Below are 26,150 nucleotides of genomic sequence, written 5' to 3'. Positions count from 1 at the left end.
CAGAGACTACAGGTCGAGCAGCAGCGGGCAGTGATCGGAAACCTCGGGATCCCTGACTACATCGAAGTCTTTGACCGCTGCTTCTCGACTGACAAGCATGTAATCCGCGAACCGGCCCGGCTTCGTGTAATGCGAGCTTCGGGTCCCGTCGAAGCCACGTCCGGTGACCAGCTCGGTCAGTCCATCCCCGGACAATATCGCAAGCGTCTCGCTTCCGGGCTCGACATTGAAGTCGCCGCAGACCACGACCAGATCTTGCGGCGTGGAGAGCATCCTGGACATGCCGAGCAGCTTCCTTCCCTGCTCGGCGCGTTCCGGTGTGTCGGCCTTGCCATTCAGATCGCGCAGTCCATGCATATGCGTGACGCTGACCGGCCGATTTGCGACGGGGTCGTAAACCCGAACTCCGTGCGCGGTGCGGGATCGCGGATGTTCACCGTATCCGTCGGGGGAATAGTCCTTGTGAACGAACCCTTGTACCTGCCCGATGATCGGCAGGGACCGATGCACGAAGGTCGCCAGTCCCCATTGCGACGGAATGGACCGGTCCCCATCCCACAGAACGCCCTGGGCCGCCGGGCAGAAGATCGCGAGGTGATCGGGCAGGGCACGGGAGACGTCGCGAAAGAAGTTCGCGCGCTGCGGCAGAATGTGGTCGCCATCGCGATAGGTCAGCCAGTCCTTCTCGGAGGCCGGACTGTGAATGACCTCCTGCAGGCATAGGATGTCAGGCGCGGTGGCTTCGACATAGGGAAGCAATGCGTCATGCAGCCTCCCGCCCCAGCCATTCAGGCACATTATCCTCACGGGCCCACCTCTCGAACATCGCAGGCCGGATATTGGCGAGTTCGAAGGCGGTCGGCAATACGGCCTCGTCGGACTCCTCTGGCGGGGGCAGCGAATGGCCGAAGGTAGCCTTCACCGACGTGGCCGATGCCTTCTCGGCGAGCGCGTGTCGGTGGCGGTCACGAGACGGGTGGGAGTGCCGCCGTCAGCCTTTTTTGGCGCGGGTATCCTCGGCGAGATAGGCCGCGAGGCTTTCCAGCAGTGCCCGCCATCCGTGTTCGCGGCCTTCGGCGCCGTCGCTGGGCGGGATCACGCAGAGCTGTTCCACATAGGTGAGCTTCGTTCCGCCGCCATGGTCGGCAAACAGCACCGTTGCCAGCGACACCGTGTGGATGCGTCCGTTCAGCGCCATGGAATAGGCGAAGACGATGCGTGTCTTGGCGCTGATCTCGAAGTAACGGGTCTCGTTGGCATGCGTGCCCATGTCGGTGTCGAAACCGCTCCGCTCGACGCCGCCCTCGCGGAAGTCGAAGTCCTTCAGCCCTTCGCCAAACCAGGCCCGCTTCTTTTCGGCGATCGACCATGCGGCCCAGACATGGTCGACGCAGTTCGGGTAGATGCGTTCGACGGTAATGGTCCTGTGTTCCTGCGCGGCTGGCGTCATGATTATTGCTCCTGATCGAGAAAAACACCCAGCCGGTCGAGGCTGGCTTCCAGGCGCGCCCGGTGATGCCGGACCCAGTGGTCGACCCAGGACAGCGTTTCCGGCACGATCCCCACCGTCCGCACCCGCCCGGCCTTGGCGGAGACGACGAGGCCGGCTTCCTCCAGCACCTTCAGATGCTTGAGAAAGGACGGCCCCGCCATCTCGAACGGAGCGGCCAGCGCGCTGACCGAGGCCGGCCCGTCGAGCAGCCGGTCGATCACCGCAAGCCGCGTCGGGTCGGAGAGCGCGCCGAAGATGCGCGGAAGGTCTTGTCGATAGGTATCCATATGGCTACCTATAGGCTTGTGGCAGACAATCGTCAAGACAGGTAGCCGTACGGCTATCTATTTACCCACCAAGGACGCGCGCCGCAGCCGCCATGCCGGCTAGAGCGTCATGGACTCGGCCCGGTCCGTTGCCCGGTTGCGGCAGAAGGCGGCGAAGTCCTCAAGGAATCGCTCGGCGGCCTGCCGGTTTTCCGGTGTGTCGAGACGCGCGCGGATCGCCTCCGGCGTCTCCTTCATCACCGGCAGCCGGAAGAACAGGGTCTCATTGAAGCCGGAACTGACGGTCGACAGCACGGTGCGCAGCGCCGTCAGCATGTCGTCGCCGCGATGCGAGGCATGGGCGAGGGCGATCGGTTTGCCGACGATCTCGTCGCCGGAGACCAGCCAGTCGATCGCATTCTTCAGCCCGCCGGGAATGCTCCTGACATATTCGGGGCTGGAGATCAGGATGCCGTCGCTCTCTGCAATCCGCCTTTGAAACGCCTGCACGCCCGCCGGCCGCTCCGGCCCCTCCAGATCGGGCGAAAACACCGGAAGATCGCCTATGCCGTTGAACACGTCGACAACCATGCCCTTGGGCGCGACCGCGGCCAGGGCCCGCAAAAGCCCCGTATTGCTCGATCCCCGCCGCGCGCTGCCCGATATCGCCAGTATCCTCATCGCCCGACCGTATCGCGCCGGACGACCGCCGGCAATCGGCCGGGCGGGGGAGGGCGGGATGGTAAACATCCGTGTGCCTCTATCGCTTTGTTTACCTTCGCACGAGCGTGGTGCAACCGCTGCTAGTGGTCTCCGACCTTTGCGGCTATCGTCCGGGTCAGGAACTTACGCGTGCCACGGGAGCCTCTATTGTTAATGATGAAATTTGGCCTCAGGGCCGTCGTCACACTCCAGTTTCTGAGTTTTGCGGTCTTTGGGTCGATCGCGCTGGCCTATTACTGCGTGATGATGTTTCTCGGTCGCATTGAGGAGGCACGGCCTATCCCGCTTTACCTGTTGGCGTTCTTCGGCCTCAGCCTCGCTTTTTCCGCCCACGAGTTGATCAGCAACAGGGTGAAGTACGCCACGTATCTTGATGAAAAAACCAGTGTGGTGCTGCGAAATCGGCGATACCTGTTGGCTGCCGGCTTCCTTGTGGGTTTGTCGCTCGTGCATCGATTTTCCACTGCCTTCTCCCCCTTGAGCCCGGCTGACGTACTGGCGAGTTTCATCGGGTTGGTCCTGGCCTACGGGCTGTTCATCGATCTCGTGTCGTTTCGGTTTCTCGAGTGGCCGCAACCCGTCTCCGCATCAACAAACGAAGCGGTGGCCGATACGTCGGAGGAAGCCGCCAACCTGAAGCTGCGCTCGGCGCTGCTCTACGAAATCCGCAAGGCGGTCCTGGCCTGGAACCTGCCGCCGGAGGAGGCCGCCAGACGCCTCGGGCTGTCTCCCGCCCGCGCCGACGACCTGCTCGCCGGCAAGCTCGCCGAATTCACCCTCGACACGCTCGTCAACATCGCGGCGGCGGCGCACCTGGAGATCGAAGTCAAGGTTCGGGATGCGGCGTGAGGTGGGCTCCGCCTAGTCGTCCAGGCTTGTCAGAACCTGTCGATAAAGCCGGCCCTCTGCGTTCTCAGCGGTAGACGTTTCCACCCATTCCCGGTCCAGGACCAGCTTTCCCGCCGGGACCAGGTGCCGGGCGATCTCGGGCGGTGTGGTCTCGTCGCTCGTTCCGTTCTCCCAGTCGTGAAAGGCTGTCGAGTATCGGACGACCGCGCCGCTGACCGGCAGATCGAGCAGGCCGCCCTCGGCGAAAAACGTGAAGCCGTCGCCCATCTCTTCGCCGATGACTGTGAGCCGATCTCCCAGCCAATGCCTGAGGATGGCGACAAACACGACCGCGGCGGAAAACGTGAATTTGTCGACGAGCACGGCGAACCGCCGGCTTTGGTCTTCACAGATGGCGTCGACCAGCGGCAGCGTTTTGAGGAAGTCGCCGCCGGTGTTGCCGCGAACGTCGATCAGAAGGTTCCTGCTCGGTCCGGTCCTGACATGCTTCGCCGCGCCCGCGATCGCTTCCGGCAGCGCACGCCGATCCGGATCGAAGAAACTCGGCAACACGATCGAAAGCCCGAGCCCAAGCCAGTCGGTGATCTCCGCCAAACTCCCGGGTTTCCAGGCCGGATCGGCCCTGCCATGCTCGCTTCTCGGGTAGAGCATCGATGCGGGAACCGTCCGCCCGTTCTCCACCGTCAGATCGGTGATCCGCCCGTTGTCGTCTCTCAGGCGATACTCCGTCGTGTCCCGGTTCGAGGAAAAACCGAGGCGCGCCAGGGCATGCGGCCATGCGAGAAGGATCGGCCCGATGACCCGCTTTCGCTGAGGCGTTCCCGCCAGAAATGTCGCGGCGGCCGCTTCGATTTCGTCCACGGGCGTGCCGTTGACCGCGACCAGCTCGCCCCGTGGTGCCTCGGTTTCCAGCGCCGTCGCCATCAGCCGCACCGCCGTCCCGAGGCTCACGAACCTGAGCGGCAGCACCTGGATGCCATCGTTCGGTATCAGCCGCGTGTGCCCGTTGCCGGGAAGCGCCAGCAGCCGCATCGCGGCCAACAGAAAGGCCTCCTTCGAGCCTTCCGAAGCCCATCGTCTGGCATCACGGATGCGATCGTCCATCACCGCTGGCTCGATCCGCCGAAAGCTCGGATCGCCTGGCAGGACGGCGTCCAGAATTTTGTCGAGGTCTTGCGTGAGGGACATGGGGCCACGGTGCGCAGAGTTGGGCGGCGATGTCCAGATCGCAGTGCCGGAGTTTGAGATGCGGGCGAGGGCGGCTTTGCGCCTTCATTCCGGACTTCCAAGATTAACCGTGTTTCGCCCAAAAACTGCTGTTTGTTCAGGCTGAACACAGATTCGGCACGGGCGGAAAGCTATCATTTACCGGTTCTTCGCACGAGAAGGACGGCAATCTCACCCCGACTTGAGCGATTGAAGCTGTTCGAGGAGAAACGTCCTGACGGCGGCGTCCTCGGTCAACGAAATCGCGACCGACAGGGCTTCCGCTGCGAGATCCGTCTGCCCCGCGAGAGACGCACACCGACTCCGCGCTACCCACCAGGGCTGATACCTTTTTACTCGCTCCATGGGCAAAACTGCGAGTTCGTCCAGCGCGTCAGCGACCTGTCCCTGTTCAGCGAGAACAACTGCGCGACTGATCCGTGCGCCGATACTGTCGGATTTGGATACCAGTAGGTCGTACAGCGCTCGAAGAGCACTCAGGTTCAAGTGTCCGGTGATCGGCCGTTGGATGTGGACCGACTGGATGGCCGCCTCGCATTGATAGCGGCCGAAGCGGCCGGCGCGTGCTGCGGCCGTGAGAAGCCCCTCGGCTTCGATGATGCGGGTGCGGTCCCACAGACCGGCATCCTGCCGGTCGAGCGGCACGAAGCGTCCGTTCGCGTCCCGGCGCGCCCGGCGTCGTGCGCTGCAATAGAGCATCAGCGCCAAGAGGCCCTTCGGCTCTGGTTCCTCCGCCATCTGCTCCGCAACCAGCCGTGCGAGCCAGATGGCTTCCCCCGTCAACGCGTCCGGCGCGTCGGGGGTATCGAGACTGTCCCAGCCTTGCCCGAAGGCCGCATAGATCGCGTCCAGCACCGCTCCGAGGCGTTCCGGCAGATCGGCAGGCTCGGGGATCGCGAAGCGGAGCCCGGCGTCCCGGATACGCGACTTGGCACGAACGAGGCGTTGCGACATCGCGGCGGGTTCAACCAGGAAGGCCTTGCCGATGGTTCCCGCATCGATCCCCAGTACGGTCTGCAAGATAAGGGGAGCACGCGCTGCGGGGTCGATCGCAGGATGTGCACAAACGAACATCAGTTTGAGGCGATCGTCGCCGACTGGCGCATCGTCATGGGACGTGTCGAACCGCCGGATCAAATCTGGCTCCGCAGCCCGCCGAACGGACTGCGCCCGCGCATCATTCTTTCGCCGGTTTCTGGCTGTCGTCAGCAGCCAGCCTTCCGGATTCAAGGGGACCCCGGTCTCCGGCCAGACCCGAAGGGCGACAAGAAGAGCCTCGGACAATGCATCTTCGGCAGCCGCAATATCACGGTCTCGCGCTGCAAGAACGGACAGCAACCTGCCATAGCTCCAGCGGGCCGCCTGTTCGGCGGCCCACTGCGCGTCTTTTGGATCCAGTTGGCCTGTCATTGCCCTGGCGTAGGCATCGGCGGCAGCACGGGCCGCACCTCGACCGAGGCCGTCAAGGCAGAGGGCGCCTTCGCCGCCCAGTCCAACGCATCATCAAGGTCCGGCACCTCGATGATGAAGTAGCCGGCAAGCTGCTCTTTGGTATCAGCGAACGGGCCGTCCTCGACGACCCGCTTGCCATCCCGGACACGCAGGGTCGTTGCAGTATGGGGCGCATGGAGGCCGTCACCCTTGACGACAACCCCCGCCTGCGCCATCGCGTTGATAAAGGCTGTCCATCCGCCCCAGTAGTCGTTTGCCTGTGTGGGATCATTGCGACGGGCGAAGTCGTCTGACGTCTCGTTCAGAATGAGCATGAATTGCATTGAGAGGTCTCCTTTTGCTTTAGGTTATCACGGACGAAGAGAGAAAATCAGGCCCTTGCGGCCGGGTGCCGGCTGAGGGCGAACAGCACGGCCGCGATGGCCACGACAGTGGTTAGGATGACGATCTGCGGCATGCCCATCGCTGCGAAAACACCGTGGAGGGCATCCCCGATCCAAAGCGCAACATAGGCAGCCAGAGAGATGGCGAGCACCGGCTTGGCGATGTTCAGGCGGAAAAGCAGAAGCACGCTGCCTGCAAGGCCGCCGAAGACCCCGAGGGCGAAGGCAAGGGTCATCCAGCCGGGATAGCCAGTCATGACCGCCGCCTGATTGGCGGTCAGTCCTGAAGCGATCAGGCTCTCTTCGGTTGCGACGAAGGATCCCGCAAGCTGGACTAAGCCAAAGATGTTCCATGCGATGCCGCCCACACTGGCCGCAAGAAACCAGACGGGTGCGCGTGGCGACGATACGGTTGGGAGAATGCTGTTGGACATGGGTGCCTCCATCTGTCTGAAGCGTCCGGGACGGAGGCTTCTGAACGGATGACACGCAACAACAGTCGATTTCGACAGACTAGGTAGATATTTTCTACCCTTCCGAAAATAAGAAGCGGATAGGGATGGCGGACGTAAGCCCGGAAACGAAGACCGTGCTTCCAACAAACCGCCGGTCCGCTTCCCGCCCCGTGAGCTAAGCGGAAGATGCGCGTTTTCTCTTTGGCCAATGGTGGCCAGAGGAAAACTGAAATGGGTATCTCACAATGTGATCCTAGTGCACAGGGTCGACCGGCTTGGAACGCGGGCAAACAAGTTGGCGTCAAGAAACCCCTGAAGCAGCATCAGATCTGGGCAATTCGCTTCTTTGTGGACCGTGACGGAAGGATGCGGACTGAGATTTGACGCGCGTCCCAGATCTGATGCGTCCGCTTCTGTTCTTGGCACGACGGAAGCGGACCGTCATCTATCGACCCATTATCTTCCGTCGCAGCGGATCACCATCTCACCCCCCAGAGGCCGTCCCCACGACGGCCCCCGCCGTTTTCCCAAACCTCACACCCTCACTTCTGCGGATGCGCGTTCAAAACCTCCGCGCACCGCGAAAAGCTCAGTCCTTCCCCGTCCGTATCGTTCGTCGCGCGGATGGCGATGATGCGGCTTGTCGTGTCGGCGGTGATCTGCAGTTCGCAGAACAGGTCCTCGTAGCGCGGCGGCGAGATCATTTGCGGCTGCTGCGGCACGACGACCGTGGTGGTCGTGGTGGTCTCGGTGACCTTCTTGTCCTTATTTTTCTTCTTGTCCTTGTCTTTCTTGTTTTTCTTGCCCGTTTCCGTTGTCGTCTTGGTGGTGGTCTTCTTGATCACCTGTTCGCTTTCCGCCGGGGTTGCGTAGGTCGGGGCGATGTAGCGGGTCGTGTCGCCGCCGCGCCAGCTGTAGATCGTGGCGCCGCTCGCCATCGGATATTCGGCATAGGGCGGGCCGTACTGCGTGAAGAAGACTTCCACCGGCTGGCCGATCCAGCGTGACTGGATGACCTGCTGGGCCTCCTCGGTGGTGGTGCAGCCGGCAAGGATCGCGCCTGCGATCGCAACGATCGCCGCAAGACGGAATTTCATGATCATACCCCCAAAGTAACTGTGCAACGCCGCGTTGTTCGCGCGCGACACTACTGTCCCCGGCGAAACTGCGACAGGTGCCCATGCCGATCAACCCAAATTTGGCCTTGATCGTCCCCAGGCGACAACACGGTTGTGGATCATGCTTGTCCCGTCCGGGTTAGACGCCATATTGGGGGCAAGGACGGCCAGACGGACGAGGCCGGCGAAAGGCAAAACCCATGCGCATATCCTTCGACAACAGCTACATGCGGCTGCCCGACCGGCTCTACCGGCTGGTGCGCCCGGCGGTGGCGCCGCAGCCGAAGCTGATCCGCTTCAACCATGCGCTGGCCGAGGAACTCCGCATCGATGTCGAGGGGCTGTCGGACGACGATCTCGCGGCGCTCTTCGGCGGCGCGCGGGTGCCTGATGGCGCCGCCCCCATCGCCATGGCCTATGCCGGCCACCAGTTCGGCCATTTCAATCCGCAGCTTGGCGATGGCCGGGCGCTGCTGCTGGGCGAGGTGGTGGATCGTGAGGGCCGCCGCCGCGACATTCATCTCAAAGGCTCGGGCGAGACGCCGTTTTCGCGCGCCGGCGACGGCAAGGCCGCACTCGGTCCCGTCATCCGCGAATATATCGTGTCGGAGGCGATGCACGCGCTCGGCATTCCGACGACGCGGGCGCTCGCCGCGGTGCTTACCGGCGAGCCTGTCATCCGCGAAACCGTCCTGCCGGGTGCCGTCTTCACCCGCGTCGCGTCGAGCCATATCCGCATCGGCACCTTCCAGTATTTCGCCGCGCGCGAGGACCACGAGGCGGTCAAGGCGCTCGCCGACCATGCCATCGCCCGCCACTATCCGGAGCTTGCGGGTTCTGAAAGCCCCTATCTCGGCCTGCTCAGGGGCGTGGCCGACAGGCAGGCGCGGCTCATCGCGCGCTGGATGTCGGTCGGCTTCATCCATGGCGTTATGAACACCGACAACATGACGATCTCAGGCGAAACCATCGATTTCGGCCCTTGCGCCTTCATGGATGCCTTCGATCCGATGAAGGTGTTTTCCTCCATCGACCGGCAGGGCCGCTATGCCTATTCCAACCAGCCGGGCATCGGCCAGTGGAACCTGGCGCGTCTTGCCGAAGCGTTGCTGCCGCTGCTGGACGCGGATCAGGACAGAGCGGTCGAGGCGGCCAACGCCATGTTGGTGGATTATGGCCGGGTCTTCCAGCAGGCCTGGCTCGATGCCTTCCGCCTGAAGCTCGGGTTGACGGGTGCCGAGGAGGGCGATCTTGACCTCGTCAACGACCTGCTGACGCTGATGCACCAGGGCGAGGCCGATTTCACGCTCGCCTTCCGGGCGCTCGGCAAGCTCGCCGGCGGCGCGGAGGAGGGCGGTTTCACCGCTCTTCTGTCCGCCCCCGCCGATCCCGCCCCGTGGCTCGCCCGCTGGCACATGAGGCGCGGCGCGACGTCTTCCGAAGTGCAGGCCGCGATGGAGGCCGTCAACCCCGCCGTCATCCCGCGCAACCACCGCATCGAGGAAGCGATCCAGGCCGCCACCTATGACGACTTCTCCTTCTTCGAGCGCCTGCACGCGGCGCTCGCCGAACCCTATGCGGAGAAGCCGGAATACGCGGACTATCGGACACCGCCGACGCCGGAGCAGGTGGTGACGCGTACGTTCTGCGGGACGTGAGGCCGCAGGAGATTTCAGGCGTGGCGCATGGCCGCGAGGTCGTCTAGCAAGGAGGGGCCGGAGGGGGTCCAGCCCAACTGAGCCTGCGTCCACGCGGATGATGCCACCATGTCGAGAACCGCAAAGTGCGCCATCGCGCCGAATTCGTCGGCGGCTTCGTCGGGCGCGATCGATCTGACGGGCAGGTCGAGGCTCTTCCCGATCGCTTCGGCGATCTCCCGCATGCGGATGCCTTCTTCGTGTACGGCATTGTAGCGCGCGCCGGATGTCGCCTTCTCGGCTGCAAGTCGATAGAGGCGGGCGGCATCAGCGACATGGCAGGCCGACCAGCGGGCGTCTCCCCCGCCGACATAGGCCGCTTGTCCGCGCCCGCGGGCGATGTCGAGGAGAAAACTGACAAGGCCCTGGCGCCGGGTGTCGTGAATCTGCGACAGGCGGATGGCCGTGACATTGACGCCGCGCTCCAGCAGATCCTGTCCGGCCCTCTCCGTCGCCGTGCGCGGATTTCTCTGATCAAGGTTCAAGACGTCTTCACGGGCAATCTCGCCGGGCGCGCGGGTTCCCATGCCGACGGCCGAGGTGATCAGCAGCGGTCGGTCCGATCCGATCAGCGGCACGCCGAGAGCCGCGATCGCTGCCGCGTCCTTCCGGCAGTTGGCGGGAAAATCCGAGAAGTCGTGGTCAAAGGCGAGGTGGATGACGGCATCGGCCTGTTCCGCGCCCCGCGTCAGCGTTTCCGGTTCTTCGAGCGTGCCCCGATGCACCTCGACCCCTTGCGCCCTCAATTTGGCTGCGCCCTCTTCGGATCGGGTGAGGCCGACAACCTGATGGCCGGCGGCCTTGAGTTCCGGGATGAGGGCCGAGCCGATGAAGCCTGTCGCGCCGGTAACGAAAATACGCATGTGCTTTTCCTTTGGAGTTGTGACGGGACAAGCAATGACAGATCTGATATACTGTTAAAGTAGTGACTTTATCCTAGTATAATTTCTTCCAGGATCGCGATGACCGTCATGCCCGCCGCCACGCTTGCCACGTTTCTCCGCGATCGCCGGACGCGGCTCGATCCCGCCACCTTCGGGCTTGCCGGCCGCCGGCGTACGCCGGGTCTCCGGCGCGAGGAGGTAGCCCAGCGCGCCAATATCAGCCCCACCTGGTACACTTGGCTGGAACAGGCGCGCGGCGGCGCGCCGTCTGCCGATGTGCTGAACCGCATCGCCCGCGCCATGCTGCTCACCGAAGCCGAGCGCGAGCACATGTTCATGCTGGGTCTCGGCCGTCCTCCCGAGGCGCGCTATGCCTCGGTGGAGGGCGTCAGTCCGCGCCTCCAGCGCTTTATCGATCGGCTGGAGACCTGCCCCGCCGTGGTCAAGACAGCCACCTGGGAGGTGGTCGCCTGGAACCGGGCCGCCACTCTTGTTCTGTCCGACTATGGCAAGCTGCCGCCCGGCGAGCGCAACATGCTGCGCTTCGTCTTCTGCAATCCGGAGGTGCGCGCCAAGCAGCATGACTGGGAGACGATCGCCCGCTTCTGCATCGCCGCCTTCCGGGCCGATGCCGCGCGCGCCGGTGCCGTGTCGCAGATCGGAGCCCTGGTGGAGGAACTCTGCGAGAAGAGCGAGGATTTTCGCCGCATCTGGAATGATAACGAGATCAGCGTTCCTGGCGAAGGGGCGAAGCGTCTGGTGCATCCGATCTTCGGGACCATCGATCTCGAATTTTCCACCTTCGCCGTCGATGGCCGCGTCGACCTCAACCTGATGGTCTACACGCCCGTCGACCCTACAGTAGCGGACCACATTCGTCGTCTGGTGGTGAACGGCCTATGAATTTCGCCCCGGGAACCGTGCGGGTCTTGCGGCGCGCTGGCCTTCCGGCTCGATATGTCATTTCTTCGGCAACGCCCGTCCGGCGGAACAAATCCCGTCCGCCAGCCTTATCCCCGGCCAACCCCAGCCGGAGGATACCCGATGACGCTGACGCTGCCCGACCTTGCGAAGAAGATGGAGAAGATCGATTTCTGCATGATGCTGACGAAGTCGGGCGAGGGCGCGATCGCCAGCCGGCCGATGAGCAACAATGGCGATGTCGCCTATGACGGCGACAGCTTCTTCTTTTCCTACGAAGACACCAACAAGATCCGGCAGATCACTGCCGACCCGACCGTGTCGCTCACCTTCACCGCGCCGCCGAGCTTTCTCGGCAAGCCCGGCATCTTCGTCGCCGTCGAGGGCAGGGCCAGCCTGATCGCCGACCGGGCGGTGTTCGAGGCGCACTGGGTAAAGGACCTCGACCGCTGGTTCCCGCAAGGCGTGGACACGCCCGGCATCATCTTGATCAAGGTCCACGCCGACCGTGTTCACTACTGGGACGGCGAGGACAACGGCACGATCCGGGTTTAATGGCCGCAGGCCGGGCGGACGTCGCTGCGCCTCAGCTATCCAGTCCGAGGAAGCGCCGGCGCGGCGCTTCGAGAATCGGCGTCGCGGGCGAGCCTTCCATGTCCCGCCCGGCCTCGCGCACCTCGCTCGGGGCATAGCCGAACATGGCCTTGAACTGCCGGTTGAAATGCGTGCCCTCGCTGAAGCCGTATTTTTCGGCGATGTCCCGCAATCGTGTGTGCCGTTCGAGATCGAGAAGCTCGACCCGGCAGGCGTTCAGCCGCTGGGCGCGGACATAGTTCATCACCCCGCCATGGGCTGAAAACAGCTTGTGCATCTGCCGGCGCGATACGCCGAGCGCCGCCTGGATGGTTTCCATGCTGAGTTCCGGATTGGCAAGATTGTGCCGGATGAAGCTTTTGGCGAGCTCCTGCTGCGCGGACAGGATGGGGCGTTCGGCGGCTGCGATCGCGTCCGGCGTCAAGGTGATGCAGGCGCGGATCATGTCGATCGTCGCCTGGCGGATGACAGAAGCCTCCGAGTGGCGGATGGTCGGCGCGGCCTTGACGAGAGACAGAAGATAGCCCGGCAGCAAAGCGTGATAGCGGCCGGCAAGATCATCGCGCGAAAGCCGGTCGAGCAGCGGCGCGATGTCGTCGAAATCCTGCCGCGACAGCGGCACGATCATCTGCGTGCTGTTGCCGATCGCGGTATGCGCGTCCCTCATGTTGCGAAGCTCAAGCCCGCCTTTGGGAACGATGATTTCCCGGTCGTCGAGGACCGTTCTCGCGCTGCCATTCAAAAGGCCTGTCAGCATCCAGTAGTCGTCGCCAAAGACGCTGCCGGTGCGTCGATGACGCGTGAGGATCGAGTCCTCGGTCGTCACCGTGCCGATCGGCAGGTCGCCCAGCGCATAGACGGTCATTTCCGCGTAAAAGCCGGTTTTGTGCGCGTCGCGTTTCGGGCTGGTCGCTTCCCCCATGACCGAGGCGACCGTGCGAAACGCGTCCAGCTGTTCATCCGGCGCCAGATAGGCGGTGTGAAACATGAAGGCGGGATTAAGGGTAGGATCCGGATCGGTGGCCGACCCCGTTGCTTCGGTATTCATGTCTATTAGCCCCCTAGTATATGTGGAAATTCTTAAATAGTATTGTCGTCCGTTCTCTTGAGTCTTGCTTTGTTAGACATTGGCGATGCTTGTACATCGACAAGTATTTGAACATCAGACTGAAGATTTTGAAAGGGAATTTCTGCACCGATCCACAGATGTCATGTGTTTTTTACAGTTGGATATGCTGCAGTGCACGCTCGGTCGCGCTGCGATGGCGCAAACGGCAACCGGAGCGGCCGGCCCGCCGACGTGCGCACATAGGTCCCATCACCGGGGAGCGCACCCGATGCGCGCGGCCTGCGGCTTGGTCGCCGGTCCCCTGAAGAATGTCGCAGACAGGCTGCAAATGTGTCATCTTCGCCCCTAATATCCGGGCAGATTTTCCAACACGGTTCGCAGGCAGGGTTTTCAGGGTCATGGCAGAGTTTCCGACCAAGGCAAAAGTCGTCATCATCGGTCTCGGAGGCATTGTCGGCGCCTCCATCGCGCATCACCTGATCGAGCGTGGCTGGGACGACATCGTCGGCATCGACAAGTCGGGCATACCGACCGACATCGGCTCCACCGCCCATGCCTCGGACTTCTGCTACACCACGTCCCACGACTATCTCTCGGTCTGGACCACGCAATACTCCATCGATTTTTACGAGAAGATGGGCCACTACGCCCGCATCGGCGGCCTTGAAGTTGCCCGCACCGGCGACGACACCTGGATGGAAGAGATCAAGCGCAAGCTTTCCTCGGCCCGCGCCTTCGGCACCCGCGCCCACTACGTCTCTCCCGCCGAGATCAAGGAAAAATTCCCGCTGATCGAGGAAGACCAGGTCATGGGCGGCCTGTTCGATCCCGACGCCGGCCTCGTCATTCCGCGCTCCCAGACCGTCGCCGGAAAGCTCGTCGATGCCGCCGAAAAGACCGGCAAGCTCAAGATGTTCGGCAATACGCCGGCCAAGTCCCTGATCGTCGAAGGCGGCCGCATCAAGGGCGTCGTCACCCATCGCGGCACGATCATGGCCGACCACGTCATCGTCTGCGCCGGCATCTGGGGCCGCCTGATCGCCGAAATGGTCGGCGAGGACCTGCCGGTCATGCCGGTCGACCATCCGCTTACCTTCTTCGGCCCCTACAACGAATTCGAAGGCACCGGCAAGGAGATCGGCTATCCGCTTTTGCGCGACCAGGGCAATTCCGCCTATATGCGCGACACCGGCGATCCGAAGACCACCGAGGGCGGCCAGATCGAGTGGGGTTATTACGAGACCACCAATCCGCGCCTCTGCCATCCGCGCGAGATCCTCGAAAAGCACGAGTCGCGCCTGTCGCCCTCGCAGCGCGACCTCGAGATGGAGCAGATTCTCGAGCCGCTCGAACGCGCCATGGAGCTCACCCCGATCCTCGGCGAGCTCGGCTATAACGAGAGCCATTCCTTCAACGGCCTGCTGCAGGTCTCCGCCGCCGGCGGTCCCTCCTGTGGCGAAAGCCAGAAGGTGCGCGGCCTCTGGTACTGCGTCGCCATCTGGGTCAAGGACGGCCCCGGCTACGGCAAGCTGATCGCCGACTGGATGACGGATGGCCGCACGGAAATCGATCATGCCTCGATCGATTACGCCCGTTTCTATCCGCATCAGCTGGAAGAGAAGTTCATCGAGGGCCGCACCTACGAGGCCGCCCAGAAGATCTACTTCCCGGCCGTGCACACCCGCGAGCCCTATGCCACCGGCCGCAATATCAAGCGCTCGCCGATGTACGAGCGCGAGGTCGAGCTCGGCGGCTATTTCATGGAACTCGGCGGCTGGGAGCGCGCCCACGGCTACAAGGCCAACGAACACCTTCTGGAGAAATATGGCGACCGCGTACCGGTTCGTGAAAACGAATGGGATAACAGACACTTCTGGCGCGTTTCGAATGCCGAACATCTGGCGATGAGCGAGGATTGCGGCATCGTCAACCTCAGCCACTTCCACATGGTCGACATCGAAGGTCCTGACCATGTCGAGCTGCTCGAATGGCTGTGCGCCGCCAAGATCGGCGGCGACGCGAATATCGGCAAGGGCATCTACACCCACTTCCTCGACGACGAGGGCATGGTGCGCGCCGACTTCACCGTCTTCCGCATGGCCGACCGCTGCCGCCTCGTCAACGGCGCGGACGCCGGCCCGCGCGACTTCCACTACATGAAACGCGTCGCCCAGGATCGCGGGCTTGACGTCACCATCACCGACACCTCGGAAAAATACATCACCATCGGCATCTGGGGCCCGAACGCGCGGACAACGCTCAAAAAAGCCGTCGCCGATCCCGCTGGTCTCGATCCGGAAAACTTCCCCTTCGCCGCGATCAAGCCGATCGAGATTGCCGGCAAGCCTGTCACCGCATTCCGCATCTCCTATGTCGGCGAGCAGGGCTGGGAACTGCACATGAAATACGAGGACGGCCTCGCCGTCTGGGATGCGCTGCGCGCCACCGGCGTCATGGCCTTCGGCGTCGAGACCTATGCCAACTCCCGCCGCATGGAAAAGAGCCTGCGCCTGCAGAACGCCGATCTTCTGACCCAGTACAACCTCATCGAGGCGGATCTGGCGCGTCCCAAGGTCAAGGACGCCGATTTCCGCGGCAAGGCCAAGCATCTCGAGTACAAGGCGCGCGACAAGCAGCCCGCCATGCTCTGCACGCTTGTCATGACGGACAATGTCGACAGCAAGGGCGTCGCCCGCTACCCCGTCGGCTCCATGCCAGTGGTCGACCCCGCCACCGGCGAAGTCCTGATCGACTCGCTCGGCCGCCGCTCCTACACGACCTCCGTCGCCTTCGGCCCGACCATCGGCAAGAACATCGCACTCGCCTATCTGCCGGCGGAGTATTGCGAGGTGGGACGGAAGCTGAACGTGGAGTATTTCGCCGAGACGTACCCGGTGGAGGTCGCGGCTGTGGGGTACAAGCCGCTGTACGATCCGGAGAACTTGAAGCCGCGCAGCTGATGATGATCAAGAAAAGTCAAGCAACCCGCTGGTGCAATTGTCAGCGGGCTGCTTAAATGTGTTGGCTAGCGTTCCAGTTGAAATGGGGTTGGAGATGCGTGCCAAGGCAAGTGGAATTCGACTTACTGATCAAGATGCCGCGATCGCTAAAGCAATGCTTGCCCGTGGCGATAGGCAGCATGATATCGCGGCTTGGTTTGGCGTGAATGGTGGGCGGATAGGGGAAATAGCGACAGGCGAGAGTTTTGCGCATATCAAGCCGGCTGACAAAGCGAACCTTCCTCCGCCTGGTCCATACCCAAGCGGTAGAGATGCAATGGTAGCGTTGGAAGCATTGGTTGCGGCCAAAAGCGCTCTTGTTTCCGCCGAGCGAGTTATTCGTCAGTATTGCAAATGACTGATGCGCCGCAGTCGCAGGAATAGCGCGGAGTTAAGTCGAGGCTCCAGATGACGTGGATGTGGACGTGAGCGCCAAGGCGGATCAACTGACAATTCTTCGATATCTGTATGATCGGCTAGTTGGTGGAAACACTAGATACTGTACAATTCCTACGATAAAGAAAAACACCGGGCTTAATCGGTCAAATCAATACATTCTCGCGTTAACCGATGATCTGGAGTCCGTGGGTTTAGTGATAACTCGTCAGGCATACCAGATGTCAGGGGGGAGGCTTTTTCAGATAACGGCGTCAGGCCTTGACGCTATCGAAAGCAACGGTGTGTCGGTCGCCATCGACAGTTCCGCATGGACCGGGCGTTTTGATTTATCAGAACATCAGAAAAGCGAAGTTCGGGCGATTCTGAACCAAATGAAATCGGCGATTTTAAACGCTAAGCTCTCAAATGCTCACACGGCCAATGCGATGGCATTAATTGAGGCCGCTGAGAAGCTTATAGAGACTCCGGATCCGTTATGGCCGGAGATAATGCGCCTACTGCGTTCTCCCGTGCTCGGGGGAGTTGTTGGCATAGCTGGTTTATTGCTGGGTTTAGTCCAGATAGTCATGGCTGCCGCAGCGGGTTGAGAGCAGGAACCGCTCCTCGATTCGAACTTTTATTCCCGTTGCGATCACATTGTCCGTAGTTGTCGTGTTGTGGAAAGACATGGAAACCGCGAAACGACTGGCAAGTGAATTGAAGGATTGGCCCAATGACCTCCATTAAGGACATGCCCCGCTTCACCGCCGCTGAGTATCTCGGCACGGCGGAAGCACGCGCCGATTACATGGCTGCGGCGCTTGAGGGGGCGACGCCGTCGAAATCCGCCGGGCACTCAACACTGTCGCCCGCTCGGCATGACCGCCATCGACGAGGAGGTTGGGACGGGAGAGCCCAGACAAAGGGTAGGGCCGCCGGCGGTAGCCGCCCCACCTCCCCCCTTGCGGGGGAGGACGGAAAATCGAAGGCTTAGGCGAGCGCAAGCCGCCTAAACTTCAGATTTTCCTGGAGAGGGGCACAGTTCCCGTGGCACACCCCTCACCGAGCCCCTCTCTGGCGAAATCTGAGGTTTGGCCCTGATCGGGCCAATTCCTCGATTTCGCTTTCTCCCCCGCAAGGGGGGAGATGGCCCGGCGGCGTGCCTCCCGAAAAATTATCTCCCAACAAAATCATAAACTTAAAAGAAAAATCCTCCCGCCCTCGAAAAAATTTCACCGCTGCTTTCCCCCTTCTTTTCCACGCCCGTATCCTTGTTCCCGTTCCGTCGCGGATACACCACAAGGCGTTGTGGCGAGGCGGTCACCATCTCGAGAGCCGTCTGTTCGGGAGCAGGTTTCTTCAACATGTCCCAGTGAATCATAAACCCCCGGATGTAGCCAGGGGTTTGTCAGCAGTCTGACCCTCCCCTTGAGCAAAAGGGGAGGGTTCTTGACGATCGACACTATCCACCGAAACCGAAGCCGACCGGCATGTCCGTCAGGGTGATGCCAAAGGGCTCAAGGCTCTTCAAAATCCAGGTTTGGTTGTTGCCGATGCGGCGGTTGTATTCCGCCCATGCGGATACGAAGCTCTTGAAGGTTTCGTCCGCACCGTAGTTAAGGGCGACGACAGACGGGGTCGACAGAACAGGCGTCGGCACCTTGACCGCGCCGATGGTCGGGGCCTTCTTGGCGATGACCAGGCCATTCAGCATCGTGTTGACAAGCGCGTCGGCCTTGCCGGTCGTGACGGCAACGATCGCTTCGTCGCGGGTCTTGAAACGAAGCACGTTGGCCTTGGGCAGATACTGTTGCGTGATCAGGTCCTGCGCCGAGCCGAGATCGACGGCGAAGGTGTATTTCGGATCATTGAGGTCCGTCCACGCCTTGCCTGACAGCTCTTCCTTGGCGGAAACGAGGACAAAGCTGTTGTAATAGGTGGGGTCCGAAAAGGAGACCGACATGGCGCGTACCGGCGTTGCGGTCACAGCGAAAGCCATGTCGACCTTGCCGCTTTGCACGTCGAGAATTGCGTTGGCCCAGCTCGACTCCACCACTTCCAGTTTTACATCCAGGGTTTTGGCAATGTCGTTGGCCATATCGACGACGAAACCCTGCCACTCGCCGGTGCGCGGATCCTTGTTGAAGTAAGGCGTCTCGTTCAGGATCGCCGGGATGCGCAGGACCCCACGGCTGCGGATGTCGTCAATGGTACCGGCGATGGCGGCACTGCCAACAAACAGCGACAGTGCCATAGCCGCGCCGCTACAAATCTTTAAAAACAATGTCATGGTTTGCTTCTCCGTTGTTCCCCAATATTTCCTTGTCGCCCGTCTCCCGCGTCCGGGCCCTGGCTCGCGGTTTTTCGGTCGGAAACGAGCCTATCGGCGAATTGGCCGGGAACAATGCTAGAGAGTCCGTCGCACTTATCGGCTTTTTTGTATGTCAGCATTACAGCGACGGAAGGGAAAGCTCACTGCTGCGCGGCGGATCCAGTATGGGGCCTACCAATTCGCGTCGGCAATCCTCAAATAGCTGCTGCACCATCGGATGCTTCTGCAGAAAGCCCGCATTGCCAAAGTAAACCCGCACTTCGGGGAGATTGGTCAGTTTCGCGCTGCTGATCGTTCGGTCTTCGGGACCGACGCACCAGGACGGAATGATGGAAAACCCGAGCCCCTCCTCGACGCAGCGCTTTACGCTCGAGCTTCCGGAGGTCGAGACGGCTGGCTGGACGATAGCCCCATCGCGGCCGAGGAAATCAACAGCCAGGTTTCTCAGCGTCTGACCCGGCTCATAGGTGATGAACGGGCGACCTTCCGCCCAGCGCGGGATATCATGTTGTTGAGGCGGCTCACCCCAGTCTTGAGGGTAGACCAGGCTCAGCCGATAGCTTCCCAGCAGTCGCTGCGGAACAACGGGGTCTCCGAAGTAACGTTCGGATATGCAGACGTCGAGACTGCCGTTCTTCACCAGCTCCGCCAGCACCGTGTCGCGCTCATAAACCGCGAACTCCATCTCGGGGAAAGCTTCTCGAAATCGCGCCAAAAGTCGCGGGAACAGATAGAAGAAGATCGCTTGCGGCATGCCGACGCGCAACGATGAGCGCTGGTTCTCGATGAGCTTCGTCAGTCGTTCAAGCATGATGTCGAGTTCGGGATGAAGCAGGCTGTAAAGCGCGCGTCCGCGCGGTGTGAGCGAGATGCGCTTGGCTCCCTGCTCGGAATCGATCAGTTTTCCCTGCAGAATCTGTTCCAGCCGACGAACGTGGTTCGCCGCTGACTGGTAGCTCAGGTTGAGGTCGCGTGCTGCCCCGGAAAACGATCCGTGGCGGGCAACCTGATAGAAGGTCTGGATGAGCGTAAGGCTGATCTTTGCCATGAAGTCGGTCCCCCTCCTTCCCTGTTAAGGGGTGGGGACTTTGTATCGGATACAAATTTCGTGAACAAGCAAGGCCGTCATCTTGTATCGACGGGCAAGCCCCGCCGCCGCCAATATTGGTTCGTCACCAACAAGGCCGGCCTGAACCTATGCTATCCCGTCCACCGTCCAGCGTCATCGTCGTCGGCTCCGGCATTGTCGGAGCGGCGACCGCCTATTTCCTGGCAGAGCGGGGAATTGACGTCAGGCTCCTTGATACTTCGGCGCCCGCGGCCGAGGCGACGGGTGCGGCGGATGGTGCCGTCTCTGTTGCCAGCAAGCGCCCGGGCCCCATGATGACAGCCGCCCTCAAAGGCGTCGCCCTTTACGGTGACCTCGCAGACAAGGGCCTTTTTGCCGGCGCCTTCAAGCGTCGTTCGACCTTCATCGTCGCCATTTCCGAGGAGGAGTGCGCGGTCCTCGATGCCCATTCCGCCGCACTGGCGAGCGCTGGCGTCAAGGTTGAGATCCTACATGGTGTGGCTCTGAGCCGAAAATTTCCAGCGCTGTCGCCTCGGGCAAGGATGGCGGTCGAGGTTTATGGGGAAGGTCATGCGATAGGCTACCAGATCGTCCACCGGCTGCTGAGTGCATCCGGTATCGTTGTCGATCGGAATACGTCCGTTGAGGGACTATCGCTCGTCAACGGCGGCAAACGGATCGGAGCGGTTGTGACGAGCCGAGGCGAGCTTCGTGCGGATGCCGTCGTTATCGCCGCGGGCAACGGTTCCGCACGACTGCTTGGCCTCAAAGACGCCCTGACTCAGCGTAAGGGGCAGCTTCTAGTGACGGAACGGGCCCCTGCTCTCAATGGCTCCTTGCCGGGCGCGATCATGTCCGGTCGGTACCTGTTGAGCAAGGGTAGCCAGAAGTCCACCCATACTCCTCCTCTGCGGGGTCTGGGCCTCGTGATTGATCCGCTTGTGACAGGCCAGTTCCTGATCGGTGGAACACGTGAAGATTCCGGGTCTCGCGAGACGACAGACATCGATGCTGTCTCGCGCATGCTGGCCGATGCGGTTGATCTTGTTCCGGGACTCTCCGGGGTACGGCTCCTCAGGAGCTTTGCGGGTGTCCGAACGGCCGTCGCCGACGGTCTGCCAATCGTGGGGCGAATTCCTGGTCTCGAAAACGGCTTTGTCGCGACTGGGTTCGAAGGCGATGGCATCTGTCTTGGACCGATCGCCGGCAAAAGTCTCGTCCAGTTGATTTGCGGCGACGAACCGGACCTCAGGCTCTCGTCTTTCGATCCTGGTCGATTTGCCGACTGTGGAGTTGCCGCATGACAGTCCAGGCCTTCGACTGGATGGGAACAAGCATTCCCTTTCGTGCGGGCGAAAGCATCGCAGCTGCGCTGGACGCTGCCGGCATCCGGACCTTCGGTGCCGACACGTCTGGCCAGGAGACCCGCTATTTCTGCGGAATCGGTGCGTGCCAGTGCTGCGTGGTTCGCGTTGATGGTGTGGTGCGAGAAGCATGCGTGACGACCGCCATTGCAGGAATGCGGGTCGAAGCCTTGGAGAAATGCCGTGGCTGATCCGGAAGTTCTCGTCATCGGTGGCGGCCCAGCGGGACTGGCTGCGGCGATCGAAGTTGGCCGGTCAGGCTACAGCGTGTGCGTGGTGGAGCAGAGAGATACCCTTGGCGGCGCAATCTACAGGCAGCCGATCAAAGGCGCCGAGCCAATGGCGCAAGGAGCCGCACCACTGGCTCAATGGCGGGCTCTTTCGGAAGCGTTTCGCCACGCGGCTATTCCCGTGCGGTTCAATTCTGTCTGCGTAGGCGTGGACGGTGACGGGCTGGTCCTGGTCGAAGACCGCAATGCCGGACGAATTGAGCAGGTGAAGGCGAAGGCCGTCATTATCGCCACCGGTGCCGTTGAACGGGTTCTTCCCCGGCTTGGCTGGCAAATGGCCGGCGTTGCGACCGCAGGTGGCCTGCAGGTAAGGATGAAGGAGACAGGGCGGGCGCCCGAGGGACGTGTCCTGCTTGCCGGCAGCGGTCCGCTACTCGTTGCGGTCGCGGCGCAGATGGCACGGCTTGGAAATCCGCCTGTCGCGATTGTCGAGGCTGGCGATCCATTCCGGCGGTTTAGGTCTGGTCTGGCCATGCTTGGGCACCTGCGGCTTTTGAAAGAAGCCGGCGGCTATCTTGTAGGCACTTTCCTGAAACGCGTGCCTTGGATACGTGGCGCGACATTGGTTGCAATCGAACGTGAAGGAAGGAGCCTCAAGGCGACCATCCGCCGCCGCTGCGGACAACTGCAGCGGTTAGACGTCGATCGCATCGGTCTCCACGACGGCATACGCCCGAACAGTTTTGGTTTTCCGACGCAGGCGAGCAGTCCCACCAACGGCCCAATCATCCTTCATGCCGGCGATTGCCGGGAAGCACTGGGCGCCCTTGCCGCTTCGGATGATGGACAGCGGGCAGGCCGCGCCGTGGCGGGCCTTCTTTCCGGCAGACCAAAGAGTAGGGGACTTGACCGGACGATCGACCGTGCACGCGCAGCGCAGGCGACGTTGGCGGCACTCTTTGCCCCCGTCGATGCTACGTCGCCCTTTGCTCAACTTCCGGACGAGACGGTCCTTTGCCGATGTGAAGGCAAGACTGTCGGTGAACTGCGTCAACTCTGCCAACGGAAGGACCGACTGTCTGGGCGCGAAGTGAAGCACAACGGTCGCTTCGCCATGGGGTCCTGCCAGGGACGCTTCTGCGCGGACAACACAGCGGCCCTCATGGCCGAAATCAATCCGGACATTGCCCCACCTTCGGTGGAGGACCTCACCGGTCGCCGCTGGCCCATACGTCCGATCTCCATAGCGGCGTTGACCGGTGTCATCACCACGAACAAAGAAGCGAACAAGGATTGACGAAATGATGCAAGCCCAGCGATTGGCCCAGAAAACGAGCAACGCGATTGTCGTCCGCAATCCCTTCGATGGCGCCCGTGTCGGCGAAGTTGCATCGAACACCGTTGGCGAAATTGTTGATGCTGTTATCCGTGCGAAGACAGCGCAGTTGGAGTTTCGGCGCTCGACACCTGCGATACGCCGAGCCATGCTCAATGGCCTCGCGGCGGAGATCGCTACGGACGCCGAAAATCTGGCACGGATCGTTTCAAGCGAGATGGGCAAGACCATCCGCGAGGCTCGCAACGAGGTGCGCCGCGCTCAGAACACGCTGAAACTGTCGGGAGATGCGGCGACGTTCCTGGATGGCGAGGCCTTGCATTGCGCGATCGTGGAAGGCGGTGCCGATCGGCTGGCGACCATCACCTATGAGCCCGTCGGTGTCGTCGGTGCGATCACCCCCTTCAACTATCCGCTCAATCTGCTCTGCCACAAACTGGGCCCCGCAATCGCGGCGGGCAACGCCGTCGTGGCGAAGCCGTCTCCGAAGGCGCCGCTCGCCGCTGCGAGACTTTGCGAACTGGCGCTGAAAGCCGGTTGGCCGCCGGAACTCTTCCAGGTCGTCCACGGCGCGGCAGAGGCTGCCGTTTCGCTTGCGAGATCACCGATCGACCTGCTGTCTTTCACCGGAGGGCCGACAGCCGGGCTTGCGCTCAAGAATGCCAGCGGGCTGATCCGTTGCCTGATGGAGCTCGGCGGCAATGATCCGCTGTTCGTGCTGCCTGATGCTGATCTCGACAAAGCGGTCGCCACTGCAATCGGGCACCGTTTCGAGATTGCTGGACAAAGCTGTGCCGCGGTCAAGAAGCTTTACCTCCACGAGGACATCGAAAAACAATTCACCGAAAAACTGCTGGCCGCTGTCGACGCCGTCGAATTCGGTGACCCATCCGAAGACGATACCGACATGGGCACAGTGATCGACCTCGCTGCAGCCAAAGCCGTAGCCGAACGCGTCAATGCGAGCATTGCGGGCGGCGCAGCCAGACTGCTGACCGGCGGCACGCACGATGGGACCGTCTTCGCGCCGACAGTCCTGGCTGACGTGACTGTCGACGCGCCGGTGATCGCCGACGAGACGTTCGGACCCGTTATAGCAATCCGCTCGTTCACCGATCCGCGTGAGGCCATCGCAGAGGTCAATGCGGGTGCATACGGACTTCAGGCGGGTGTCTTCACCAACGATCACGCCCTGATCAAGACCTTCTCCCGTGATCTCGTCGTCGGCGGCGTCATGATCAATGAGGGTCCGGACTTTCGGGCCGAGCACGTCCCCTTCGGAGGGGTCAAGCGCTCAGGCCTCGGCCGCGAGGGTGTCCGTATCGCACTGCGCGAGATGTCCGAGCCGAAGGTCGTCATCGACTGATGAGGGGAGAAATTACGCGCGTCGCTGTCATGGGGGCAGGGGAGACCGGTTGGCAGGCAGCTCTTCGATTTGATGCTACCAATCCGGGGTGGGCTTCCCGCTGCTTTCGCCTCGTTGCCTAAACCAGACGGATACGTTGAACGACTGACTACAACAGAGGGAATTAAGATGCAGGATATAAGCCATCGCTTCAACGGGGTCTTCACCGCCCTTATTACGCCTTTCAAGAACGGCGCCATCGATCTGGCAGCCTTTGACGCTCTGGTCGACCGCCAGCTCGAAGCAGGTGTTGCAGGCCTTGTTCCCGTCGGGACGACGGGCGAGGCCGCGACACTCTCCGAAGAGGAAGCGGCGGAACTGATCGAGCGCACCGTAAAACGCGCAGCCGGGCGAGCCGTCGTCATGGCGGGAGCGGGGGCCAACGACACGAGAAAGACCATCGAAAAGGTCAAGCGTGCAGAGGCGGCGGGTGCCGACGCTCTCCTGATAGTGACCCCGTACTACAACAAACCAACCCAGGAAGGCCTTGTTGGCCATTACCGTGCAGCGGCGGAGGCCAGTTCCTTGCCGACCATGCTATATTCTGTTCCCGGTCGCTGTGGGGTGGAGATTGCGCCGGAAACCTGTGCGCTTCTGCTGGAGCGGCACGAAAACATCATTGGCATAAAAGAAGCCGGTGGCTCGGCGGCTCGGGTGACGCAGCTGCGCATTGCGTGTGGCGAACGGCTAATCATCCATTCCGGCGACGACGGGCTGACCTTGCCTTTCCTTTCGCTCGGAGCCGTCGGGGTCACCAGTGTCGTTGCCAATGTCGCGCCGCGTGAAATGGTGGAACTGGTGGACGCCTGGAAAAACGGTGACACCGTGCGTGCGCTGGCCCTACATGAACTGATCGCGGAACTGACGGATGGCATGTTCATCGAATCCAATCCGGGACCGGTGAAAGCGGCTCTTGCGCTGGCGAACCTTGCCGGGCCGGAAATGAGGCTGCCCATGGTCCCGGTCTCGGCGGAAAACCGGGAAAAACTCGCCGGCATTCTCGGACGGTTTGCCTCTGCTGCCGCCTCCTTCCAAGAAATGCGGTAAGTGGCGGCATCAGCTTTGCATTGTCCGTTGGGAACGGACGTAGGACTATCGATCGCTGGCGTCGCATCGGTGGCGGGCGGCACAATAAGCAAGGGAACAGGAATGACAAACGGGATTGATCAGAAGGCTGAGACCCATTGCGGGAAAGGCCGGTCTCGGACGTCGATCAGCACTGTCGGAGGTGACCGGTGAACTACACATGGGACTTCCATTCGGTATGGCAGTACTGGGATCTTTTCCTATGGGGCCTTTGGATCACGGTCGTCTACACGTTCGGCTCGATTGCTTTTGGCATTCTGATCGGGTTCGTCACGTGTGCAGCGCGGTTGTCAGGCTGGAAAGTTCTTTCAGGCGTAGCAAGGGTCTACCAGGAAATATTCCGCTGTACGCCGCTCCTCGTCCAGCTTCTCTGGTTCTATTACGCATTCCCGCTCCTCATTGGCGGGTCGATCGACAACCGCATTGCGGCAATGCTGACTCTGTCACTTTACGTGGGCGCCTTCTACGCGGAGATCTTCCGCGGTGGGATCGTATCGATCGACCGCGGACAGCGCGAGGCGGCGGCGGCGATCGGAATGAGCTCATGGCAGTCGATGCGGCGGATCATCCTGCCGCAGGCCATGAAAAGGGTACTGCCATCCTTCATCAACCAGTCGGTCATTCAGTTCAAGAACACCTCGCTGGTGTCGGTCATTTCAGTCGCCGACCTCGCCTACATGGCGGCGGTCGTCAACGGACAAACCTACCGGCCGCTGGAATCCTACACCCTGATGGCGGGCCTCTATATTGCCATGCTCCTGCCTCTGACCCAGGCCGCGGACTGGATCGAGCGGCGTCTGAGGGTCAGCGACTAACGGAAC

General features: G+C 61.8%; 27 protein-coding genes. 14 read left to right on the top strand and 13 right to left on the bottom strand.

Features of this window, described 5'->3' with window-relative positions:
* Nucleotides 1–6 precede the first annotated feature (6 nt).
* From J5J10_RS02885 to J5J10_RS02870, 4 genes are all read right to left on the bottom strand, one after another.
* Nucleotides 7–807 carry an endonuclease/exonuclease/phosphatase family protein gene (locus tag J5J10_RS02885; RefSeq protein ID WP_211928760.1) on the bottom strand — a complete coding sequence of 267 codons (801 nt, stop codon included), beginning with the start codon at nt 805–807 and terminating at the stop codon, nt 7–9.
* A gap of 184 nt (nt 808–991) precedes the next feature.
* On the bottom strand, nt 992–1,450 hold the full coding sequence (locus J5J10_RS02880; RefSeq protein ID WP_211928759.1) for an SRPBCC domain-containing protein: 459 nt from the start codon (nt 1,448–1,450) through the stop codon (nt 992–994).
* A gap of 2 nt (nt 1,451–1,452) precedes the next feature.
* Complete coding sequence (locus tag J5J10_RS02875; protein WP_211928758.1) at nt 1,453–1,779, bottom strand: metalloregulator ArsR/SmtB family transcription factor; 327 nt, start codon at nt 1,777–1,779, stop codon at nt 1,453–1,455.
* 99 nt (nt 1,780–1,878) lie between these two features.
* Nucleotides 1,879–2,439 (bottom strand): NADPH-dependent FMN reductase, encoded by a 561-nt coding sequence (locus tag J5J10_RS02870; RefSeq protein WP_211931116.1) that lies wholly within the window; start codon nt 2,437–2,439, stop codon nt 1,879–1,881.
* Between the two features lie 195 nt (nt 2,440–2,634).
* Here J5J10_RS02870 and J5J10_RS02865 point away from each other — a divergent pair, with 195 nt between their 5' ends.
* Nucleotides 2,635–3,330 carry an XRE family transcriptional regulator gene (locus tag J5J10_RS02865; protein WP_249116658.1) on the top strand — a complete coding sequence of 232 codons (696 nt, stop codon included), beginning with the start codon at nt 2,635–2,637 and terminating at the stop codon, nt 3,328–3,330.
* 12 nt (nt 3,331–3,342) lie between these two features.
* Here the strand turns inward: J5J10_RS02865 and J5J10_RS02860 are convergent, their stop codons facing one another.
* From J5J10_RS02860 to J5J10_RS02840, 5 genes are all read right to left on the bottom strand, one after another.
* Nucleotides 3,343–4,518: a peptidase S41 gene (locus tag J5J10_RS02860; RefSeq protein ID WP_211928757.1), complete on the bottom strand. Its 1,176-nt coding sequence runs from the start codon at nt 4,516–4,518 to the stop codon at nt 3,343–3,345.
* Nucleotides 4,519–4,728: 210 nt separating this feature from the next.
* The gene (locus J5J10_RS02855) at nt 4,729–5,967 is read right to left on the bottom strand and encodes a DUF6596 domain-containing protein (protein WP_211928756.1); all 1,239 of its coding nucleotides are present in this window, start codon (nt 5,965–5,967) and stop codon (nt 4,729–4,731) included.
* Nucleotides 5,964–6,332 (bottom strand): YciI family protein, encoded by a 369-nt coding sequence (locus J5J10_RS02850; RefSeq protein ID WP_211928755.1) that lies wholly within the window; start codon nt 6,330–6,332, stop codon nt 5,964–5,966. The genes J5J10_RS02855 and J5J10_RS02850 overlap by 4 nt, the downstream gene beginning before the upstream one ends.
* A 47-nt stretch (nt 6,333–6,379) precedes the next feature.
* On the bottom strand, nt 6,380–6,826 hold the full coding sequence (locus tag J5J10_RS02845; protein ID WP_211928754.1) for a hypothetical protein: 447 nt from the start codon (nt 6,824–6,826) through the stop codon (nt 6,380–6,382).
* A 563-nt stretch (nt 6,827–7,389) separates the two neighbouring features.
* Nucleotides 7,390–7,944, bottom strand: a complete 555-nt coding sequence (locus J5J10_RS02840) for a DUF612 domain-containing protein (protein WP_211928753.1) — start codon at nt 7,942–7,944, stop codon at nt 7,390–7,392.
* A 221-nt stretch (nt 7,945–8,165) separates the two neighbouring features.
* Here J5J10_RS02840 and J5J10_RS02835 point away from each other — a divergent pair, with 221 nt between their 5' ends.
* Nucleotides 8,166–9,623 carry a protein adenylyltransferase SelO gene (locus tag J5J10_RS02835; RefSeq protein WP_211928752.1) on the top strand — a complete coding sequence of 486 codons (1,458 nt, stop codon included), beginning with the start codon at nt 8,166–8,168 and terminating at the stop codon, nt 9,621–9,623.
* Nucleotides 9,624–9,637: 14 nt separating this feature from the next.
* Here the strand turns inward: J5J10_RS02835 and J5J10_RS02830 are convergent, their stop codons facing one another.
* On the bottom strand, nt 9,638–10,525 hold the full coding sequence (locus J5J10_RS02830; protein ID WP_211928751.1) for an SDR family oxidoreductase: 888 nt from the start codon (nt 10,523–10,525) through the stop codon (nt 9,638–9,640).
* A gap of 108 nt (nt 10,526–10,633) precedes the next feature.
* On the opposite strand from J5J10_RS02830, the gene J5J10_RS02825 reads away from it, so the two are divergent.
* Both J5J10_RS02825 and J5J10_RS02820 read left to right on the top strand, forming a co-directional pair.
* On the top strand, nt 10,634–11,449 hold the full coding sequence (locus tag J5J10_RS02825) for a helix-turn-helix transcriptional regulator (protein WP_211931114.1): 816 nt from the start codon (nt 10,634–10,636) through the stop codon (nt 11,447–11,449).
* Between the two features lie 141 nt (nt 11,450–11,590).
* Nucleotides 11,591–12,022 carry a pyridoxamine 5'-phosphate oxidase family protein gene (locus J5J10_RS02820; protein ID WP_211928750.1) on the top strand — a complete coding sequence of 144 codons (432 nt, stop codon included), beginning with the start codon at nt 11,591–11,593 and terminating at the stop codon, nt 12,020–12,022.
* Between the two features lie 31 nt (nt 12,023–12,053).
* Here the strand turns inward: J5J10_RS02820 and J5J10_RS02815 are convergent, their stop codons facing one another.
* A complete protein-coding gene (locus J5J10_RS02815) occupies nt 12,054–13,109 on the bottom strand; it encodes an AraC family transcriptional regulator (protein WP_211928749.1) in 1,056 nt (351 codons plus the stop codon).
* 419 nt (nt 13,110–13,528) lie between these two features.
* On the opposite strand from J5J10_RS02815, the gene J5J10_RS02810 reads away from it, so the two are divergent.
* From J5J10_RS02810 to J5J10_RS02795, 4 genes are all read left to right on the top strand, one after another.
* Nucleotides 13,529–16,090: an FAD-dependent oxidoreductase gene (locus J5J10_RS02810; protein ID WP_211928748.1), complete on the top strand. Its 2,562-nt coding sequence runs from the start codon at nt 13,529–13,531 to the stop codon at nt 16,088–16,090.
* A 94-nt stretch (nt 16,091–16,184) separates the two neighbouring features.
* The gene (locus tag J5J10_RS02805; RefSeq protein ID WP_249116657.1) at nt 16,185–16,487 is read left to right on the top strand and encodes a hypothetical protein; all 303 of its coding nucleotides are present in this window, start codon (nt 16,185–16,187) and stop codon (nt 16,485–16,487) included.
* A gap of 67 nt (nt 16,488–16,554) precedes the next feature.
* A complete protein-coding gene (locus J5J10_RS02800; RefSeq protein WP_211928747.1) occupies nt 16,555–17,115 on the top strand; it encodes a hypothetical protein in 561 nt (186 codons plus the stop codon).
* Nucleotides 17,116–17,240: 125 nt separating this feature from the next.
* A complete protein-coding gene (locus J5J10_RS02795) occupies nt 17,241–17,501 on the top strand; it encodes a hypothetical protein (RefSeq protein ID WP_211928746.1) in 261 nt (86 codons plus the stop codon).
* 468 nt (nt 17,502–17,969) lie between these two features.
* Here the strand turns inward: J5J10_RS02795 and J5J10_RS02790 are convergent, their stop codons facing one another.
* Together J5J10_RS02790 and J5J10_RS02785 are read right to left on the bottom strand one after the other, a co-directional pair.
* Nucleotides 17,970–18,797 (bottom strand): transporter substrate-binding domain-containing protein, encoded by an 828-nt coding sequence (locus J5J10_RS02790; RefSeq protein WP_208552533.1) that lies wholly within the window; start codon nt 18,795–18,797, stop codon nt 17,970–17,972.
* 160 nt (nt 18,798–18,957) lie between these two features.
* Nucleotides 18,958–19,887, bottom strand: coding sequence for a LysR family transcriptional regulator (locus tag J5J10_RS02785; protein ID WP_211928745.1), 930 nt, complete (start codon nt 19,885–19,887; stop codon nt 18,958–18,960).
* Nucleotides 19,888–20,036: 149 nt separating this feature from the next.
* Here J5J10_RS02785 and J5J10_RS02780 point away from each other — a divergent pair, with 149 nt between their 5' ends.
* The 6 genes from J5J10_RS02780 to J5J10_RS02755 all read left to right on the top strand — a co-directional run bounded on the left by J5J10_RS02780 (nt 20,037) and on the right by J5J10_RS02755 (nt 26,144).
* Nucleotides 20,037–21,212, top strand: coding sequence for an FAD-binding oxidoreductase (locus J5J10_RS02780; protein WP_211928744.1), 1,176 nt, complete (start codon nt 20,037–20,039; stop codon nt 21,210–21,212).
* Nucleotides 21,209–21,463: a 2Fe-2S iron-sulfur cluster-binding protein gene (locus tag J5J10_RS02775; protein ID WP_211928743.1), complete on the top strand. Its 255-nt coding sequence runs from the start codon at nt 21,209–21,211 to the stop codon at nt 21,461–21,463. The genes J5J10_RS02780 and J5J10_RS02775 overlap by 4 nt, the downstream gene beginning before the upstream one ends.
* A complete protein-coding gene (locus J5J10_RS02770; protein ID WP_211928742.1) occupies nt 21,456–22,799 on the top strand; it encodes an FAD-dependent oxidoreductase in 1,344 nt (447 codons plus the stop codon). Before J5J10_RS02775 ends, J5J10_RS02770 begins: the two co-directional genes overlap by 8 nt.
* 4 nt (nt 22,800–22,803) lie before the next feature.
* Complete coding sequence (locus J5J10_RS02765) at nt 22,804–24,204, top strand: aldehyde dehydrogenase family protein (RefSeq protein WP_211928741.1); 1,401 nt, start codon at nt 22,804–22,806, stop codon at nt 24,202–24,204.
* 168 nt (nt 24,205–24,372) lie between these two features.
* The gene (gene dapA / locus J5J10_RS02760) at nt 24,373–25,290 is read left to right on the top strand and encodes a 4-hydroxy-tetrahydrodipicolinate synthase (RefSeq protein WP_211928740.1); all 918 of its coding nucleotides are present in this window, start codon (nt 24,373–24,375) and stop codon (nt 25,288–25,290) included.
* Nucleotides 25,291–25,478: 188 nt separating this feature from the next.
* The gene (locus J5J10_RS02755) at nt 25,479–26,144 is read left to right on the top strand and encodes an amino acid ABC transporter permease (RefSeq protein WP_208552547.1); all 666 of its coding nucleotides are present in this window, start codon (nt 25,479–25,481) and stop codon (nt 26,142–26,144) included.
* Nucleotides 26,145–26,150 lie beyond the last annotated feature (6 nt).

The organism is Ciceribacter sp. L1K23, assembly GCF_018122705.1.
Taxonomy (GTDB): Bacteria; Pseudomonadota; Alphaproteobacteria; order Rhizobiales; family Rhizobiaceae; genus Allorhizobium.
This window is presented reverse-complemented; position numbering and strand designations above follow the sequence as displayed.

Bases quoted from the DNA above. Each gene is read 5' to 3' on its own strand.
- J5J10_RS02880 (WP_211928759.1), bottom strand. From the start codon at position 1,450: ATGACGCCAGCCGCGCAGGAACACAGGACCATTACCGTCGAACGCATC.
- J5J10_RS02875 (WP_211928758.1), bottom strand. From the start codon at position 1,779: ATGGATACCTATCGACAAGACCTTCCGCGCATCTTCGGCGCGCTCTCC.
- J5J10_RS02870 (WP_211931116.1), bottom strand. From the start codon at position 2,439: ATGAGGATACTGGCGATATCGGGCAGCGCGCGGCGGGGATCGAGCAAT.
- J5J10_RS02865 (WP_249116658.1), top strand. From the start codon at position 2,635: ATGATGAAATTTGGCCTCAGGGCCGTCGTCACACTCCAGTTTCTGAGT.
- J5J10_RS02860 (WP_211928757.1), bottom strand. From the start codon at position 4,518: ATGTCCCTCACGCAAGACCTCGACAAAATTCTGGACGCCGTCCTGCCA.
- J5J10_RS02855 (WP_211928756.1), bottom strand. From the start codon at position 5,967: ATGACAGGCCAACTGGATCCAAAAGACGCGCAGTGGGCCGCCGAACAG.
- J5J10_RS02850 (WP_211928755.1), bottom strand. From the start codon at position 6,332: ATGCAATTCATGCTCATTCTGAACGAGACGTCAGACGACTTCGCCCGT.
- J5J10_RS02845 (WP_211928754.1), bottom strand. From the start codon at position 6,826: ATGTCCAACAGCATTCTCCCAACCGTATCGTCGCCACGCGCACCCGTC.
- J5J10_RS02840 (WP_211928753.1), bottom strand. From the start codon at position 7,944: ATGAAATTCCGTCTTGCGGCGATCGTTGCGATCGCAGGCGCGATCCTT.
- J5J10_RS02835 (WP_211928752.1), top strand. From the start codon at position 8,166: ATGCGCATATCCTTCGACAACAGCTACATGCGGCTGCCCGACCGGCTC.
- J5J10_RS02830 (WP_211928751.1), bottom strand. From the start codon at position 10,525: ATGCGTATTTTCGTTACCGGCGCGACAGGCTTCATCGGCTCGGCCCTC.
- J5J10_RS02825 (WP_211931114.1), top strand. From the start codon at position 10,634: ATGCCCGCCGCCACGCTTGCCACGTTTCTCCGCGATCGCCGGACGCGG.
- J5J10_RS02820 (WP_211928750.1), top strand. From the start codon at position 11,591: ATGACGCTGACGCTGCCCGACCTTGCGAAGAAGATGGAGAAGATCGAT.
- J5J10_RS02815 (WP_211928749.1), bottom strand. From the start codon at position 13,109: ATGAATACCGAAGCAACGGGGTCGGCCACCGATCCGGATCCTACCCTT.
- J5J10_RS02810 (WP_211928748.1), top strand. From the start codon at position 13,529: ATGGCAGAGTTTCCGACCAAGGCAAAAGTCGTCATCATCGGTCTCGGA.
- J5J10_RS02805 (WP_249116657.1), top strand. From the start codon at position 16,185: ATGCGTGCCAAGGCAAGTGGAATTCGACTTACTGATCAAGATGCCGCG.
- J5J10_RS02795 (WP_211928746.1), top strand. From the start codon at position 17,241: ATGACCTCCATTAAGGACATGCCCCGCTTCACCGCCGCTGAGTATCTC.
- J5J10_RS02790 (WP_208552533.1), bottom strand. From the start codon at position 18,797: ATGACATTGTTTTTAAAGATTTGTAGCGGCGCGGCTATGGCACTGTCG.
- J5J10_RS02785 (WP_211928745.1), bottom strand. From the start codon at position 19,887: ATGGCAAAGATCAGCCTTACGCTCATCCAGACCTTCTATCAGGTTGCC.
- J5J10_RS02780 (WP_211928744.1), top strand. From the start codon at position 20,037: ATGCTATCCCGTCCACCGTCCAGCGTCATCGTCGTCGGCTCCGGCATT.
- J5J10_RS02775 (WP_211928743.1), top strand. From the start codon at position 21,209: ATGACAGTCCAGGCCTTCGACTGGATGGGAACAAGCATTCCCTTTCGT.
- J5J10_RS02765 (WP_211928741.1), top strand. From the start codon at position 22,804: ATGATGCAAGCCCAGCGATTGGCCCAGAAAACGAGCAACGCGATTGTC.
- dapA (WP_211928740.1), top strand. From the start codon at position 24,373: ATGCAGGATATAAGCCATCGCTTCAACGGGGTCTTCACCGCCCTTATT.